General features: G+C 65.9%; 17 protein-coding genes. 7 read left to right on the forward strand and 10 right to left on the reverse strand.

What is annotated here, in order from left to right; genetic code table 11:
- Nucleotides 1-43: 43 nt before the first annotated feature.
- Nucleotides 44-496, reverse strand: coding sequence for a hypothetical protein (locus FGF80_RS11065; protein ID WP_049908197.1), 453 nt, complete (start codon nucleotides 494-496; stop codon nucleotides 44-46).
- 139 nt (nucleotides 497-635) lie between these two features.
- On the opposite strand from FGF80_RS11065, the gene FGF80_RS11070 reads away from it, so the two are divergent.
- Nucleotides 636-1157, forward strand: coding sequence for a hypothetical protein (locus tag FGF80_RS11070; protein ID WP_006186730.1), 522 nt, complete (start codon nucleotides 636-638; stop codon nucleotides 1155-1157).
- Nucleotides 1158-1223: 66 nt separating this feature from the next.
- Here the strand turns inward: FGF80_RS11070 and FGF80_RS11075 are convergent, their stop codons facing one another.
- Nucleotides 1224-2036: a mechanosensitive ion channel family protein gene (locus FGF80_RS11075; protein ID WP_138654016.1), complete on the reverse strand. Its 813-nt coding sequence runs from the start codon at nucleotides 2034-2036 to the stop codon at nucleotides 1224-1226.
- Nucleotides 2037-2760: 724 nt separating this feature from the next.
- On the opposite strand from FGF80_RS11075, the gene FGF80_RS11085 reads away from it, so the two are divergent.
- Together FGF80_RS11085 and FGF80_RS11090 are read left to right on the forward strand one after the other, a co-directional pair.
- The gene (locus tag FGF80_RS11085; protein ID WP_138654018.1) at nucleotides 2761-3543 is read left to right on the forward strand and encodes a creatininase family protein; all 783 of its coding nucleotides are present in this window, start codon (nucleotides 2761-2763) and stop codon (nucleotides 3541-3543) included.
- 136 nt (nucleotides 3544-3679) lie between these two features.
- Nucleotides 3680-4105: a CopG family ribbon-helix-helix protein gene (locus FGF80_RS11090; protein WP_006186726.1), complete on the forward strand. Its 426-nt coding sequence runs from the start codon at nucleotides 3680-3682 to the stop codon at nucleotides 4103-4105.
- Nucleotides 4106-4225: 120 nt separating this feature from the next.
- On the opposite strand, the gene FGF80_RS11095 is transcribed toward FGF80_RS11090, so the two are convergent.
- Nucleotides 4226-5356, reverse strand: coding sequence for a YhjD/YihY/BrkB family envelope integrity protein (locus FGF80_RS11095; protein WP_138654020.1), 1131 nt, complete (start codon nucleotides 5354-5356; stop codon nucleotides 4226-4228).
- A gap of 65 nt (nucleotides 5357-5421) precedes the next feature.
- Nucleotides 5422-6387, reverse strand: coding sequence for a sugar kinase (locus FGF80_RS11100; protein ID WP_138654022.1), 966 nt, complete (start codon nucleotides 6385-6387; stop codon nucleotides 5422-5424).
- Nucleotides 6388-6470: 83 nt separating this feature from the next.
- On the opposite strand from FGF80_RS11100, the gene FGF80_RS11105 reads away from it, so the two are divergent.
- A complete protein-coding gene (locus FGF80_RS11105) occupies nucleotides 6471-7616 on the forward strand; it encodes a hypothetical protein (RefSeq protein ID WP_138654024.1) in 1146 nt (381 codons plus the stop codon).
- A gap of 60 nt (nucleotides 7617-7676) precedes the next feature.
- Here FGF80_RS11105 and FGF80_RS11110 read toward each other — a convergent pair whose 3' ends face one another.
- Nucleotides 7677-9146, reverse strand: a complete 1470-nt coding sequence (locus FGF80_RS11110) for an aldehyde dehydrogenase family protein (protein ID WP_138654026.1) — start codon at nucleotides 9144-9146, stop codon at nucleotides 7677-7679.
- A 205-nt stretch (nucleotides 9147-9351) separates the two neighbouring features.
- Between FGF80_RS11110 and dpsA the strand changes: the two genes are divergently transcribed.
- Complete coding sequence (gene dpsA, locus FGF80_RS11115) at nucleotides 9352-9897, forward strand: DNA starvation/stationary phase protection protein DpsA (RefSeq protein WP_006186721.1); 546 nt, start codon at nucleotides 9352-9354, stop codon at nucleotides 9895-9897.
- 139 nt (nucleotides 9898-10036) lie between these two features.
- Here dpsA and FGF80_RS19205 read toward each other — a convergent pair whose 3' ends face one another.
- A complete protein-coding gene (locus tag FGF80_RS19205) occupies nucleotides 10037-10204 on the reverse strand; it encodes a hypothetical protein (protein WP_006186720.1) in 168 nt (55 codons plus the stop codon).
- Between the two features lie 238 nt (nucleotides 10205-10442).
- Here FGF80_RS19205 and FGF80_RS11120 point away from each other — a divergent pair, with 238 nt between their 5' ends.
- Complete coding sequence (locus tag FGF80_RS11120; RefSeq protein WP_006186719.1) at nucleotides 10443-10760, forward strand: hypothetical protein; 318 nt, start codon at nucleotides 10443-10445, stop codon at nucleotides 10758-10760.
- 58 nt (nucleotides 10761-10818) lie between these two features.
- Nucleotides 10819-11334, forward strand: coding sequence for a macro domain-containing protein (locus FGF80_RS11125; RefSeq protein ID WP_138654028.1), 516 nt, complete (start codon nucleotides 10819-10821; stop codon nucleotides 11332-11334).
- Between the two features lie 27 nt (nucleotides 11335-11361).
- Here the strand turns inward: FGF80_RS11125 and FGF80_RS19605 are convergent, their stop codons facing one another.
- The 4 genes from FGF80_RS19605 to FGF80_RS11140 form a co-directional block, all read right to left on the reverse strand.
- Entirely contained in the window at nucleotides 11362-11493 is a 132-nt protein-coding gene (locus FGF80_RS19605) for a zinc ribbon domain-containing protein (RefSeq protein WP_006186717.1), read from the reverse strand.
- 272 nt (nucleotides 11494-11765) lie between these two features.
- Nucleotides 11766-12761, reverse strand: coding sequence for a phosphoribosylformylglycinamidine cyclo-ligase (gene purM / locus FGF80_RS11130; RefSeq protein WP_138654030.1), 996 nt, complete (start codon nucleotides 12759-12761; stop codon nucleotides 11766-11768).
- 87 nt (nucleotides 12762-12848) lie between these two features.
- Nucleotides 12849-13481: a zinc metalloprotease gene (locus FGF80_RS11135; RefSeq protein ID WP_138654032.1), complete on the reverse strand. Its 633-nt coding sequence runs from the start codon at nucleotides 13479-13481 to the stop codon at nucleotides 12849-12851.
- Nucleotides 13478-15250: a TraB/GumN family protein gene (locus tag FGF80_RS11140; RefSeq protein WP_006186714.1), complete on the reverse strand. Its 1773-nt coding sequence runs from the start codon at nucleotides 15248-15250 to the stop codon at nucleotides 13478-13480. Before FGF80_RS11140 ends, FGF80_RS11135 begins: the two co-directional genes overlap by 4 nt.
- Between the last annotated feature and the right edge of the window lie 6 nt (nucleotides 15251-15256).

Genomic DNA, 15256 nt, shown 5'->3' on the forward strand with positions numbered 1-15256 from the left:
CTCGAACGGATAAGTCCAACGCCGATTTTGTACTCGAGTCTGGCTACTCGTCGCCGCCGTCGGCGAGGATGCGCTCCTCGGGCGTCGGGCGGCCCGGATGGATGCCGTACCAGGCGAACCCGTAGAGGACCGTCATCGACACCGCACAGAGGGCGGTCGCGCCGGCGAGCGATTCGAGCGCGAGGGAGACGGCCGGACCGGCGAACGCGTCGCCGACGGCGGCCGCCGATTCGCCGTCGGGGGCCGTCGCGAGCGCGTAGGGAAGGAAGGTCGCGAACGCGAGCAGCCACCATCGCTTCGCGGTGCGTCGAAGCCGTGCCGTCCCGTGCTCTCTGGCGGTGCTCGTGACGCCGGCGACGCCGAGGGCGACCAACACGAACGCCGGCAGTGTTCGAAGCGGGGAGTCAAAGAGGAGATTAACCGCGACACCGGTTGCGACGATCGCGACGGAACCGGCAAGGAGCGAACGCGAGGGACTGGACCCTGTACGAGGCATGCTGCCGTCGGGTAGCAACCCATTGTACAAAACGCTCGCGAATCGTCGACGGCCGGCGTCGCGCGTCTCGAGCGGCGGCCGGCGTCGCGTCACAACAAAGGACGTATTACCGATGCCCGCAACTCGAACGTGAGAACGAATGAGGGAACGCGATCGAACCGTCCCCGTGACTGCCCTCCGACGACGAGTCTCGGCCGCGGCCGATCGAGCGACCCGCATCGCATCGGCAGTGCCTGGCGGCGGGGCTGCGCGGCGACTGGGACGGCTCTGGCAGCGACACGTCCGGGACCGTCCCGACCAGTATCAGGCGTCGATCACCTTTCCGACGGCACCCGACCGGCCGACGGTCGGTGAGATCCACGGCTGGATCGAAGCCCTCGAGTACGCGTTCGACGGCCGTCTCGATGTCTACGCCAGACGGGGGAGCGTCGCGGTCGAGACGGACCCGGTCTCGGCTGCCTTGTTCGATGACGCCGAGTTCGGCGAGATCTGTGAGCGGATCGAAGAGGGGTACGACGGCTCGCACGCGGTCGCCCATCTGCAAAAGTGGCGACGAAACGACGGGCGACTCGTGCAAGCCCACGTGATCGTGCCCGTCAAACCGCTCTTCCCGCGCGGTGATGCTGATGGGCCGGACGCGGAGCGAGCCGCAGCCGACTGACCGGCGCGAGACCGACAGCGACGTCGCGGCGGTGCGGGCGGCCGTGACTGCGATCAGGGTCCGGATTTAGTCGTCGTCGCTCGGTCCGGGGCCGGGCTCGGAGCCGGGGTCGCGGTCGGTGCTCGGATTCGTTCCGGGGCGGTCGCTGCTCCGGGAGCGGCCGGTCGTCGATTCTCCCTCGCTGGGCGCGACGTTGCTCGTCCGGTTCATCCAACCGTCGATGTTTTCGGCGACGTAATCCTTGCCACCCCAGCCGAACGCGACGCCGGCACCGATGGCGATGGCCGCGCCGAGGCCCCACGCGATCGCCCGTGCGAACACGTAGAGGATGCCGACGTCGATCCCCATCGTGTCGAGCCCGATGACGATCGCGGTGAAGTAGAGGAACATCCGCGCGCCGTTGGCGAACCAGCTCGTGTACGCGGTCTCGGTCGCCGCGCGGGTCCGCTCGATGGTGTCGCCGATGAAGTCGGCGACGACGAACCCGAAGGTAATAACGAGCAGCCCCGCGATGAACGCCGGCAGGTACGAGACCGCCGTCGAGATCCACTGTGACAGCGTCGCGATCGCGAGCGCGTTCGCGGCCGCGAGGATCGCGATCGCGTAGACGAACCACTTCGCCAGCGTCCCGAAGGCGTTCGAAACCGCCCGTTCGGTCCCGCCGAGTATGCGACCGAGCGGCGTCTCGAGGACCATCCGATCGAGTTCGATGCCGTCGGCGAGCCGTCGGACGACGCCCGCTGCGACGCGGCCGATGCCCCATCCGATCGCGAGGATGATCAGCGCGCCGATCAACCGCGGAAGGAACGTAACCAGTTCCGCGACGGGATCTTGCAGCCAGTCGGGCACCTGTGCCTGGGCAGGATACGGTGGTACCATACACGACGCCGATTGGCATCGTCCGTGCTTTGTAATTGAGTCCGTATCGACTAGTCATGAAACCAACCGTTCTCGACCGACTAACGCGGGTCGGTTGAAGTGTCCGTTACGGGGAATTGTGCGACGGCCGTACCGTGACCGCTCGAGACGGGTTCCGAACGGACCGACGAGCGGACTCGGCCTCGAGACCGAGACGAGCCTCGAGCCGGCGAGCGATAAACCCGTATTGCGACCGGATTCGAAACGGCGTCGGTGACGGCGGAGAATCGAATTCGAAACACCGCCGTCGCCGGCTCGCCGAACGTGTCCAGTTTCACTCATGGGATCGCAGTGTCGTATCGAACGCTGGCAGGACGCGGCGGGCTCGACCGCTCGAGATCGACCAGGAGCGTCGAGCCGCGGATCGCTCTCGACGGGATCACAGCGGGGCGGGAACGTACGCTCGCGTCCGAACACGTCGATCTTCCGCCTGGCCTCGAACACGCCGTTGGATGCCGCTTCAGTGCGTCCGGATGGCGACGGAACGCCGGTCGGGACCCCCGATCAGTGTGATGGCGACGAGATCCGGTAAGACGGTATTACCGGGTAGCGTCTCGTCGGTGCGACGCCGGCCGGGATGAGCGTGTGATGTCGGTGTCGGCGCTCGTCGCCGCGGCCGCGTTTTCGACCGTGCGCCGCGCGCGTCGGCACTACGCTATTGATGCTCCGCACGCGAGAAATGTCCATGTATCTCGGCGACGAGGCATGGCCGGCCCTCGAGACGTACTTCGAATCGGAATCGCTCGCGCTCGTGCCGCTCGGATCGACGGAACAGCACGGGCCGCATCTGCCGGAGGCGACCGACCACCTGATCGCGGAGGCGTTCGCGCGCGAGGCGGCCGACCGAACGGGCTTTCTCCGTACCCCGACGATCGATATCGGCGTCAGCGGTCACCACCGCCAGTTCCCCGGGACGATGTGGGTCGACCCACCGGCGTTCAGGGAGTACGTGGCGTCGCTGACTCGGAACCTCACCGCTCACGGCATCGATCGGGTGATTTACGTGAACGCTCACGGCGGGAACGTGCCACACCTCCGGGAGGTCGGGGCACGGCTCCGGCAGGACGAGGTCGCGTACGCCATCGAATGGATGTGGAACGACTCGATTCCGACCCTCGTCGACGAACTCTTCGAGCAGAACGGCCCCCACGGCGGGCCGAAGGAGACCTCGATGATCCAGTATCTCGAACCGGATCTCGTCCACGACGACCGGCTCGAGGAGGCCAGGGAGACCGGGGTCCCGAGCGTCGAGGCGGCGGGGACGATCAAACACGGCTCGCGGACGTTCTACGACGCGGCCGACAACACCGCCAACGGCGTCCTGGGTGATCAGACGGATGCCTCGGCCCAGAAGGGCGAGCAACTCTTCGAGGCTGCAAGCGACCAACTCGTCCGGCTCTGCGAGTGGCTCGCCGCCCAACCGTTCGAGGATCTGCTGCCCGCGGATCACGTCTCTGATCGCAACTGACAGTCACTGCACACCTGATCGCAGGACGGCGTTGCGATCAGTGTGTGAATCGTTTCAGTTGCGACTATCGGTCAGCGGGCCGACCCGAGCGATCAGCGATGATAATCCTTAATAGATGCTGGTGCGATTTTATTATATGGCAGTCGTCAGCGTCTCGATGCCGGACGAACTCCTCGCGCGGCTCGATCAGTTCGCCGAGGAACACGGCTATACCGGTCGGAGCGAAGTCGTCAGGGAAGCCTCGCGGAACCTGCTCGGGGAGTTCGAGGACACGCGACTCGAGGAGCGGGACCTGATGGGGATCGTCACCGTGTTGTTCGACTACGAGACCACCAGCGTCGAGGAGCGGATGATGCACCTGCGTCACGAACACGAACACCTCGTCGCTTCGAACTTCCACAGCCACGTCGGCGATCACTACTGCATGGAACTGTTCGTCCTCGAAGGCGAACTCGAGGACATCTCGGCGTTCGTCGGAAAGATCAGGGCGACCAAGGACGCGTTGACCGTCGATTACTCCGTCATTCCGGTCGATAGTTTCGATCCGCTCGCACAGGGATAGCACCGCCGTGTGACGGAGCCGGTGTCATCCGCGTCGGTTCGCCCTCGAAGACACGGTGGCCGTCTCGCTCACCGATCCGTTCGATCGTCCCGCGGCTCCCTCATCGGACAGTCGGGCGCGCTACTCGTTTCGTTCCTCGACGACGCCGATGTTCAGCGTCCGAACCCGTGCGATCGCGCCGCGCAACCGGCGTCCCCACGGCGACCCCTCGCGGGCCGCGAGTTCGCGGCGGAGCCGCTCGGTCTCCGCCTCGAGGTCCCGGTTCGTGGCTTCCAGGTCGGCAACCCGATCCTCGAGTCGGTAGCGGCGCGCCCGCTCGGCGTCGCGACCGTTCCGTAGCTGATCGCGTTCGCGCCGGAGGGTTTCGAGTCGCGCCGCGAGTCGCTCGCGTTCACGCCGGTCCGCATCGACGACGCGGTCGCGGTCCGGGTCCGCGCGACTCCCCTCAAGTGCGTCGGATTCGATATCGATGTGTCCCGAGCGGGTGGCGTTGACGACGGCCCCGACGAGCAGTATGAGACCGCCGAAGTACAGCCAGGTCAGCAGGAGGAGGATCGCACCGATCGGTCCCGCGGAGTCCGAACTGCTCGAGATGGCGACGTAGACCTGAAAGAGTGACTGCAGCGCTGCCCAGCCGACGGCGGCAACAATAACCCCGGGCAACACCCCGCGGATGGAGACATCGACATCGGGGAAGAGATAGTACATTGGGAGGAAGGCAATCGTCAGTCCAACGACGAGCAACAGCGGGTTCAACAGCCCGATGAAGTGGCTATTGGGGAAGAACGCGAAGACGATACTGGTCGCCCCTGCCGCCGCGAGCGCGACCCCGATCGTCCCGAAGACGACGGCCCCGTCGCGCAACTGGTCGACCAGCGAGTTGTCCTCGGTCGACGCGTAGATCTCCGAGAACGCAGTATCGAGCCCCCGAAAGATCTTCAACGACCCCCACAGGAGGACGAGGAGGCCGATGATCGACGTTCCCGCGCTCCCGGTCGAGCCTTCGATCCCGTCCTCGAGGATGAGCTGCCCGCTCTCGGGGAGGAAGCCTTCAGTCGCCGACGACACCTGTTGGGCGAGCCCCTCGCTGCCGAGAAACGAGACGAGAAAGAAGACGAGCACGAGCAACGGAATCAGCGAGATAAAGGCCTGATACGCGATGCTGGCGGCCATGAACGTCACGTTCTTCTCCTGAATCCCCGCTATCACCGATTTCGCGAACGAAGCCGCGCCGCGAACGTCGATACCCATATCGACTATCCATCAGACGGCCAGATAGCGCTCCGGCTTGCAACCACACGGCCGGTTCGCCGCCCTCAGTCCGACTCGTCCGCGAGCAGTGGAGCGACTTCGTCTCGAGTCGGGAGCGCCGTCATCGCACCTGGGGCGGTGGTGGCCGTCGCCGCGACCGCGTTCGCGAACGCGACCGTGTCCTCGAGCCCCCGGCCCTCTCGGAGGGCAATGATCGCGCCGGCGACGAAGGCGTCACCGGCACCCGTCGTATCGACGGTCTCGACCGCGAAGCCGGGATGGTCGACCGCGGCCGCGGGCCACGGTGCGTCGTCGGCCGCGACCGCGAGAGCACCCTCCTCGCCGCGTGTGACGAAGACAGCGTGGGTCCCACTCCCGTCGACCGTCGCTCGAGCGACCGCCGTCGGGGTCTCGCCGCTGAACCCGAGCGCCTCGAGTTCGGCGACCGTCGCGAAACACATATCGACGTGTGCGAGCGCATCGCCGACCACGCGCGCGAACGTCTCGCCGTCGGCCCACAACTCGGCCCGGAAGTTGGGGTCGAACGAGACCGTACAGTCCGCGGCCGCGGCCCGCTCGAGCACGTCCAGCGTCGCCTCGCGCGCCGGCCCGCTCGAAAGCGTTACGCCGCCGGCGTGGACCCAGTCGCAGTCCGAGAGGGTCGCATCGTCGATCCGGCCGGGCTCGAGGCGTGTGTCGGCGGTCCCGTCCCGGTAGAACGTAAACTTGCGGTCGCCGCTCTCGTCGTGGGTGACGAACGCGAGGGCCGTCTTCGCAGCGGCATCGCGTTCGACGAACCGGTCGGGGAGTCCGTGGTCGGCGAGCGTTCCTTCCAGGTATCGTCCGAACGGGTCGTCGCCGACGCGGGTCCAGAACAGCGGCGGGTTCTCGAGTCGTGCGAGGGCGACGGCGACGTTCGCCGGCGCTCCGCCGGGGCGGCGCTCGAACCCGGCCACGGTTGCGAGCGGGCCCGGCCGCTCGGGGACCCAGTCGATGAGCGTTTCGCCGACGACCAGCACGTCGCGAGACATGGTCACGTATCCACCATCGACGGCGGTAGTTCTGTCGACAACCAATCTATATATGACACCAGTTGTAATTCCAACATATCCGTATGAAACACCCTTCTCGTCGCGGGCTACTCGCAACGGGGGCGAGCCTCACCGCGTTCGCCGCGGGCTGTCTCGATCAACTCCCGAACGACGGTCGCGACCAGACCGGCGAATCGGACGAAGCACCCAACACAGCCGAGAGTGGCGGGAGCGAACCGTCGCCACTCGAGCGCTGGGTTCCGGCCTCGAGCAGTACGGAACTGCTCTTTCACTTCCGGGACCTCGCCGAGGTCCGACAGCATGAGGGCGAGTTGCGGCCGAGCGTCATCGAAGACGTGCCAACGATGCCGGATGCCGACGGCAGCGAGGTCGTCAAGCGGGTGGCCAACGGCGAGTCGGCGGTGGAGTCGGTGCTCAGATTCGGGTCCGAGGGGGTCGCCGGAAACGTCGTCGTCGACGGCTCGTTCGATCGCGACGCGGTCGACACGGACCGAAAGTCGTCGACGGGCGAGTTCGCAGTCCTTGAGCGCGACGGCGTCTCAGTCGCGGTCTCCGCGGACACGGTCGTCATGAGCCCTGCCGACGGCGCGGCCCTCGATGCGATCCTCGCGGCGGGCGTCGAGGGAACTGGTCGCCGCGCCGACGAGCACGACCGCTTCGCGCAGTTACTCGAGCGCGTCGGCGACCGGACGATCCTCTGGGGCGAATACGAGGGCGATACGGACGGGACCGGTGCCGCCTTCTCGTGGTCGTTCGGGGCCGAGACATCGACCAACTCGGCGGTCGCCGTCTATCCCGACGCCGATCGGATGGCCGACTTCGAGGAGCGGATGTCGGAGCGGTTCGACGACGTGACGGTCGAGATCGACGGCAACGTCGGCGTGGCAACGCGAACCGTTCCGACCGAGGAGTACGAGTACCTGGATTTGTTCGCCCAACACGAGAGTCAGCCGGCACAACCGCAGGCGGGAGTGTCCATCGACTCCGACTCGTCGGATCGGACGGTGACCGTGGCTTATATCTCGAAAAGTGGGGTTGAGCGGCTCGAAATCAGCGATGAGAACGGGAACGAAGCCGAAATGACCGACGTCGGGGAGACGACGACGTTCGAGTACGACGCGGGGGCGTCGGGAGAACTGACCGTCGTCGCCGTCGGGAGCGAGACCGAGACCGAGACCGTCGTCGCGACGCACTCGTATTCCTTCTGAGGACGGGCAGATGGATTCGAGACCGATCCGACAGGACGGCTGGCAGTGGTGGCTGCCGACTTACAGGATGATGCTCTTTTCGCGCATCATCGCGTGGATCGAGGCGTCGAGGCCCTCGCGGCCGATCCCCGAGTCCTTGTTGCCGCCGAACGGAACGTCGCCCAGCCCGTGGCTCGGCGCGCCGTTGATTCGGACCGCGCCGGCGTCGACGCGCTCGGCCAGCCGCATCGCGCGCTTGTAGTCGTTCGTGAAGACCGCCGCGTCGAGCGCGAGGTCGGAGCCGTTCGCGATCTCGAGGGCCTCGGCTTCGTCCTCGAAGGTCGTGATCGCGGCGATGGGGCCGAACTGTTCTTCGTCGACGATGCGGGCGTCGTGGGGGACGTTCGCGAGCAGCGTCGGTTCGAAGAACTGATCGGCGAGTTCGTCCGGAACGCCGTCGGGGGCACGTCGTTCGCCGCCGCGAACGATCTCCGCGCCCTTCTCGACGGCGTCTTCGACGAGCGTCTCGACCCAATCGGCCTGATCGGCGCTGATCAGCGGGCCGAGGGCGGTGTCCTCCGCGAAGAGGTCGCCGGCTTGCCAGGCGTCCATCTGCCCGTCGATCAGGTCGACGAGGTCGTCGTGAACCGATTCATGGGCGAGCACGCGCGAGATCGCCGAGCAGCGCTGGCCGGCGTACTTGAACGATCCCTTCGCGCAGTTACCCGCGACGTCGGTGAGGTCGGCGTCGTCGAAGACGATCGCCGGGGCGTTGCCGCCGAGTTCCATGTGCAGATTCACCATCCCGCTCTCCCGGGCGACGTGTTTGCCCGCGCCCGAGGAGCCGGTCATCGCGATCGCGTTGACGCGGTCGTCGCCCGAGAGAACGTCGCCGATCTCGCTGGCGTCGCCGGGGACGAAGTTGAACGCGCCGTCCGGAATCCCGTCGACATCGGCGATGATGTCGGCGAGGATCGCCGCCGAGATGGGTGTCTTGCTGGCGGGCTTGAGCAGGACGCTGTTCCCGGCCGCGAGCGCGGGTGCGACTTGCAGCGCCGTCGTCGCCAGCGGGTAGTTGTACGGCGTGATACACAGCACCGCGCCGATCGGCTCGTGTTTGACGATCGCCTGCCAGCCCTCGTGGCCCTCGGTCGAGCCCTCGCGGTACTCGCCGGTGCTGACGATGGTGCGGGCTTCCTCGGCTGCTCGATCGAAGCGTTCGGCGGCCTGGCCGACCTCGCCGCGAGCCGAGGAGATCGGTTTGCCGGCTTCCCGGACGATGACCTCGGCGATCTCCTCTTCGCGTTCGCGGAGTCGGTCGGCGATCGTCTCACACCATGCGGCCCGCTCGACGACGGTCGTCTGGCGTAGCTCGGGTTTGATCTCGTGGGCAGCGGCCAGTGCAGTGCGGGCCTCCGTCGGCCCTGCGGCGGCGACGTGTGCGAACGTCCCGCCCTCGGCGAGGTCCGAGACCGACAACTCGGCGTCGGTCTCGAGCCACTCGCCGTCGACGTAGATGCGCTCCCGCCGCTGTGCGATTCTCGTTGCCATACCAGTTCCTTGGGCCCCCTCATTGAAAATGTTTACTCAGGCTCGAAAAAACAAAGGCGATATTGACGGTGCCGTTCGGCAACACGTTCACTATGGTTGATGCGCAATCTTAGCCCCACATCACGCAATTTCTCTTTAGGTATGCCAAAGAAATGTTTTCCCAGGGGAAGTCTTTAAGTGGAATGCGCACCTACTGAGAGATAGGATGAGCACCCAAGAGACCGTCCGCCAATCGGCAGACAGCGTCGAGGAGAACGCGCTTCGCCTCGAGCAGGACAAAGCCGAGCAGATCGTCGACGCACTGAACACGGAACTGGCGAACTCGTACGTCCTCTACCATCAGTTGAAGAAACACCACTGGGTCGTCGAGGGTGCGGAGTTCCTGCCCCTCCACGAGTTCCTGGAGGAGGCGTACGAACACGTCGAGGAAGGCGCTGACGAAATCGCCGAGCGCGCCCAGGCGCTCGGCGGCGTCCCGGTCTCCGGGCCGTCGAACCAGGAGGAGCGCGCGACCGTCGAGTTCGAGGGCGAAGACGTCTACGACGTCCGCACGATGTTCGAAAACGACCTCGAAATCTACGGCGACATCATCGAGTCGATGCGCGGCAGCATCGAACTCGCGGAGAACCTCGGCGACCACGCGACCGCCGAGATCCTACGTGAGATCCTCGTCGAACTCGAGGAGGACGGGCACCACTTCGAGCACTACCTCGAAGGCGATACCCTGGTGCTCGAGGAAGCGACTCACTGAGCGGCGTCGGCGAGCGGGTCCAGAACGGGCCCGTCGACGATCGAAGACGGTAGACAGTTTTTCGTCGCCGAGCACGCGTGACGGCGACGTTCGCGGCCGGTTCCGGTCGCGAACTCACGCGCCACGAGTACCGACGCAGTTACCGCTCGAGATCGACGGTGAGATCGGTCGCGATCCACCCATCGCTGTTGTTTCGTTCGGTAAAGACGGTCTTTCCGGGGCGGGTCTCGTGACTGCTCACGACCGCCGTCGGCTCCTCGAGTTCCTCGTCGAGTTCGGGCTCCTCCCTGCGGGCGGGTACGTCCATCAGGTGAAGTTAGGTGAGCCTAATTCTAAAAAGGTTTTGGTCGACCTAAGACTGCGCGAGGCAGAGATACCACTGGCCGGACAGATGCCGTTGGCGTCCCTTGATCTCCCGTGGCTGCGATCGTTCACGGAACCGACCGCTGAGCCGTCCGGTTCGTCACTGCTCACCGACCCAGCATGCGAGCGCGGCTCATGCGAATATAGTATCTTTTTTCGGGACTCAGTGATATCGTTCCAGTATGCGTTCACACGAGAACCGGTCACAGGGGACACTGGGCCGACACGGTCGGCCACTGATCGCGTCCCTCTTTGGTGTCGAGCGGGGACACGTCGAGTCCCTCAGTTGGTCGCTCGGTAACCGCGTGACCGCCGACGCGGATCAGCTCTTCCGATTCGCCCATCAACGGTCCGCCCGCTCGGTGACTGCCTTCGAGGTGACCGACTACACCTGCGTCCTCCGGCTTCGCACGCCGGTCGGCCGCGAGAAGTTCTACGGGATCGCGAACGCGGATATCGAGACCCGGCCGGTGCCGGACGACTGGGTCAGAACGGACTGAGCCGACGGCGCTATCCGCCGGAGTCAGCTTCATTGGCGTCGATCAGGAAGCGGCGCATATGCAGTACGACATCGTTCAAGGCGACATCGCCGCACAGTCCGCCGGCGCGCTCGTCAACGCGGCCAACACCAGCCTTCGGATGGGGTCCGGCGTCGCCGGCGCGCTCCGTCGCGGTGCGGGCGAGGGGATCGCCGAGGAGGCGATGGCAACGGGACCGATCGACCTCGGCGCGGTCGCGGTCACCGACGCCTACGACCTCGAGGCCGACCACGTCATCCACGCCGCAGCGATGCCGCATGGCGGCAAGGCGACGGCGGATAGCATTCGAGACGCGACGCGACACGCGCTCGAGCGGGCGGACGCACTCGGTTGCGAATCGCTCGTCCTCCCGGCGCTGGGCTGTGGGATCGCCGGCTTCGATCTCGCGGCGGGGGCCGAGATCATCGGCGCGGAACTCGAGCGGTACGAGCCCGAGACGCTCTCAACCGTCCAGTTGATCGCCTACGGCGACGAGGAGTACGATGTCCTTCGAACGGCGACCGGGAACTCCGAGAAGAGCAATCCGAATCGGTGAACGGCACCGACGGTGTGAGTGGTCGCCTTAGACGACGAGTTCCCACGTGTGGCCACAGCGTTCGCATTCGAACGTTCGGTTGATCCCCGGCCCCAGCAGTTCCCCGTCGATCTCGGTTCCGGCGTTCCCCTTGCAGTTCGGACAGCGTATCCCTTTCATGCTCGAGTCGTGGCTGCTATTCCGGAGTCCGCGATGCGACCCCGCCGCTATCGGGCGCTATGAACCATGTTACCATACAACTTCCGTTGGGTCGTTTCATCACACTATCGTCACAACTGTCCCTCGGTGTTCACCTGCTCGCATGATGGAGGTACGATGGGTGTGTCGGTCGGTCCACTGGCGACCATCCGCCGGTTCGATCCTACCGGACCGACGGACTCGGTCGCCGTGCTGTCGGCTCCGTCTCGAGAAAGCCGGCGCGTCGGCTCGGTTCAGGACAGCGAGAGCCCACGGATCTCGACCGTCTCGCCCTTCGTGACGCGTCCAATGACCTGGCCATCGGTCACCGCGGCCAACTCCTCGGCCCGGTCCTCGGGCAGCGCGACGACGAACCCGGTCCCCATATTGAACGTCCGATGCATCTCCGCGTCGGTCACGCTCCCCTCCGCCTGGACGAACTCGAAGATCGGCTGGGCCGGGAGTGGTGCCTCGATATCGTACCCGTGGTCGCCCATCCGAAGCAGGTTCGTCCACCCCCCGCCCGTGACGTGAGCCGCCGCGTGGACGTCGTGATCGCGCATCGGCTCGAGCAAGTCGGTGTAGATCCGGGTCGGTCGCAGCAGTTCCTCACCGATCGTTTTCTCCGGGTCTAGCGGGAACTCGTCCGTGTAGTCGTGGGTCCGAGTCACCGTCTCGCGAGCGAGAGTCAGCCCGTTCGAGTGGATCCCGTTCGACGGAAACCCGACGAGCGCGTCGCCGACTCGCGCGTCGCCGTCGAAAATGTCGTCCTTTCCGGCGAGTCCGACACAGGTTCCCGCGAGGTCGAACCCCTTCACCACCTCGGGCATGACCGCCGTTTCGCCGCCGAGCATGGTGAGATCGGCCTGCTCGAGTCCCACCGCGAGCCCCTCGCCGATCTGGTTGGTCAGTTCCTCGTCCGGCTCGTCGATCGCGAGGTAGTCGACGAACGCGACCGGCTCGACCCCCGCCGCGACGAGATCGTTGACGTTCATCGCGATGCAGTCGATGCCGATCGTCGAGAAGTCCTCGATCGCTTCGGCGACGAGCAGTTTCGTCCCGACGCCGTCGGTCGCCAACGCGAGATACCGGTCGCCGATATCGAGCAGCCCAGCGTACTCGGTCCGGAGGTCGCTGCCGAAGGCCTCGAGCAGCGCCGCCGTCGCGTCCTCGCTGGCGTCGATGTCGACGCCGGTCTCGGCGTAGGTGAGTCCCTCCGCGTCGCCTCTCTCGTCGTCCGTGTCGGTCATACTGGAAGCACCTCCCGGCGCGAGCAAAAGGTCACCGGTCCGTTCGAGACGCCCGTGGGACCGCGCGAGCGACCGCAGTGGTCGGCGTTACCTGAATGGGCCGACGAACACGATCACGTACGCCGCGAGCAGCACCGTCGGGACGAAGACGATTGCGAAGACCCCCTTGTGCCACTCGAGGACGGACTTGCCATCCAGCGGGCCGAACGGGATCATATTGAACGCTGCGAGGAAGAGGTTGATCCAGATCCCCATCTGGCCGATCGTCCCGAACGGCTCGGGGAGGATCACCAGCGGGAGGAACAGCAGCGCTAACAGGAGGTTCGTCACCGGGCCCGCGAGCGCGATCAGGCCGTTCTCGCGTTGGGTCACCTGTCCACGGTGGTAGACGGCTCCGGGTGCGGCAAAGAGGAAGCCGACGAGCGCCCCCATGACCGCCAGGAACAGCATCTGGTAGTCGGCTCGGAACTCGGCGATCTGGCCGTGTTCGGTCGCGATGACCTTGTGTGCGATCTCGTGGAGGAGGAACGCGACGCCGACGGTCACGAGGCTCAGCCCGACCATCGTGACAAACGCGCCGACACTTTTGCCGCGGTGAACCGGTGCGAACAACAGCGCGAACGCGACGCTGAGCGTGACCCACGCGATCGCGAGATCGCGGATCTCCGTGTCGCTAAAGCGCAGTTCGGGATCGGACTGCCGAGCGGTGCGATAGCTCACGATAGCAGCCCCCGAATCAACTCGAGACTGTTCTGGGCTCCCTGGAGCAACTGCCCCATGAGCACATCGACGCCGCCGATATCGGGAGCCAGCCACGGCAGGATCACGAACGGGAACAGCCCCGTCGCGATCATGCTGCCGATGTTCGTGAGCGCGACGATCATTATCAGCCGGAACAGCGGGACGTTAAACATGTCCTCGAGTGCCTCGCCGACCGGTCGCTCGGTGTCGCCGACGATCTCGTTGAGCGTCTGGATGTCCCGCACGTTGACCGGGCGATGTTTGAGTTCGACGTAGCCGGCGAACCAGCCGGGTGCGAGCAGTGGGTTGATGCTCGTCAGCCAGGCGACCGCGCCGCCGACGCCCGCGCTGGTCCAACGTGCGCCGGCCAGCCGCGCCAGCGTGAACGCGAAGAGCCCGTTGAACAGGAACCAAGCGGCGAACAACTTCAGCAGGAACGTGTTCCTGACCCCGGCCATGATCAGCAGGAAGAAGAACCCGAGGAAGCCGACCATGACGAGGTAGCCGACGACTTTCAGCGGCGAGAATCGGCGGCTCGAGGCGGTTCCGGAGAGCGACTCGAGGGTGGGGATCTCGTCGGGATTCAGCAGGTGTCGTTCGATGCCGGCCTTATGACCGGCACCGACGACGGCGAGAACGTCGTACCCCTGTTCACGGAGTTCGTGGAGGTTGTGCGCGATGTACGCGTCCCGTTCGTCGATCAGGGCGTTCGCGCCGCCCGGACTGAACTGGCGGAACTCCTCCATCATCGCGTCGACGACGTTGCCGTCGGTCATCTCCTCGATGTCGACCTCCTCGATCTCCTCGACGTCACCACCGAGCCCGTCGAGCGCGAGCCCGAGGACGGCACCGAGCGTAACGCCGACACCGAGGCCGGCCAGCGTTCCGGCCGTCCCCCGGACCGCGGAGACGCCGGCGCTTTCGACGGTCGCAGCCGAGAACGGCCCGACGAAGGTTCCGGTCGCGATCAGCGTGAGACAGCCAGCGATGCCGAGTCCGATCCCCGCGAGGATCCGCGTCGAAAACCCGGAGAGGTAGCCGCCGGTGTATCGGCCGGCGGACTCGAAGGAGGGTAAAAAGAGGAGACCGAGGAACGCGCCGCCGAGCGCGCCGAGTGCGCCGCCGCCGATGTACTGAAGCGTCGTGGGATCGGTGAGCCCGACCAACAGGAGGTCGCCGACGCCGAGTATCGGGGCGAGAAAGACGGCGACGAGAAAGCCGAGCAACGCGCCGGTGACGGCACCCGCGGTGAGCCCGAGCGTGCGGGGGTCGGTGATGCCGAGCGCGAGCCCGCCGACCATCTTCAGTTTCTCCATGACCGATAGCCGACTCCAGAATCGCTGGATCGTTACCTGAATGTCCCGATCGACCAGGGCAACGCCGCTGCCGTTCGTTTCGGCGGCCTCGATGGCGGCCCGCATGTCGGCACCGGGCTCGATGTCGAACTGATCGCCGAGCCGCGACTGGACGTACGATAGCATCCAGTAGGCCAGAAACTGGAAGACGGTGTTGCCGGAGAGGAGGTCTCCCGCTTCGATGTCGTCCGGCGTCCCGCCCTGCATCTGGCGGTAGCGCCCTTCATCCAGTTCGACGGCGACGACGTCCGGGTCCTCGCTGGCGACCGTCTCGCGGACCTCGTCGACACTCGCTTGCGAGACGTGTGCCGTGCCGAGGACCTCGACGGAGCCGCCGTCGCCGTCGGGTGGTGCTGGCGGCTCCGGCACGTCGGCCTCGCCTGCATCGCTCATTATACC

This window comes from Natrinema pallidum (assembly GCF_005890195.1).
GTDB classification, from domain to species: Archaea; Halobacteriota; Halobacteria; order Halobacteriales; family Natrialbaceae; genus Natrinema; species Natrinema pallidum.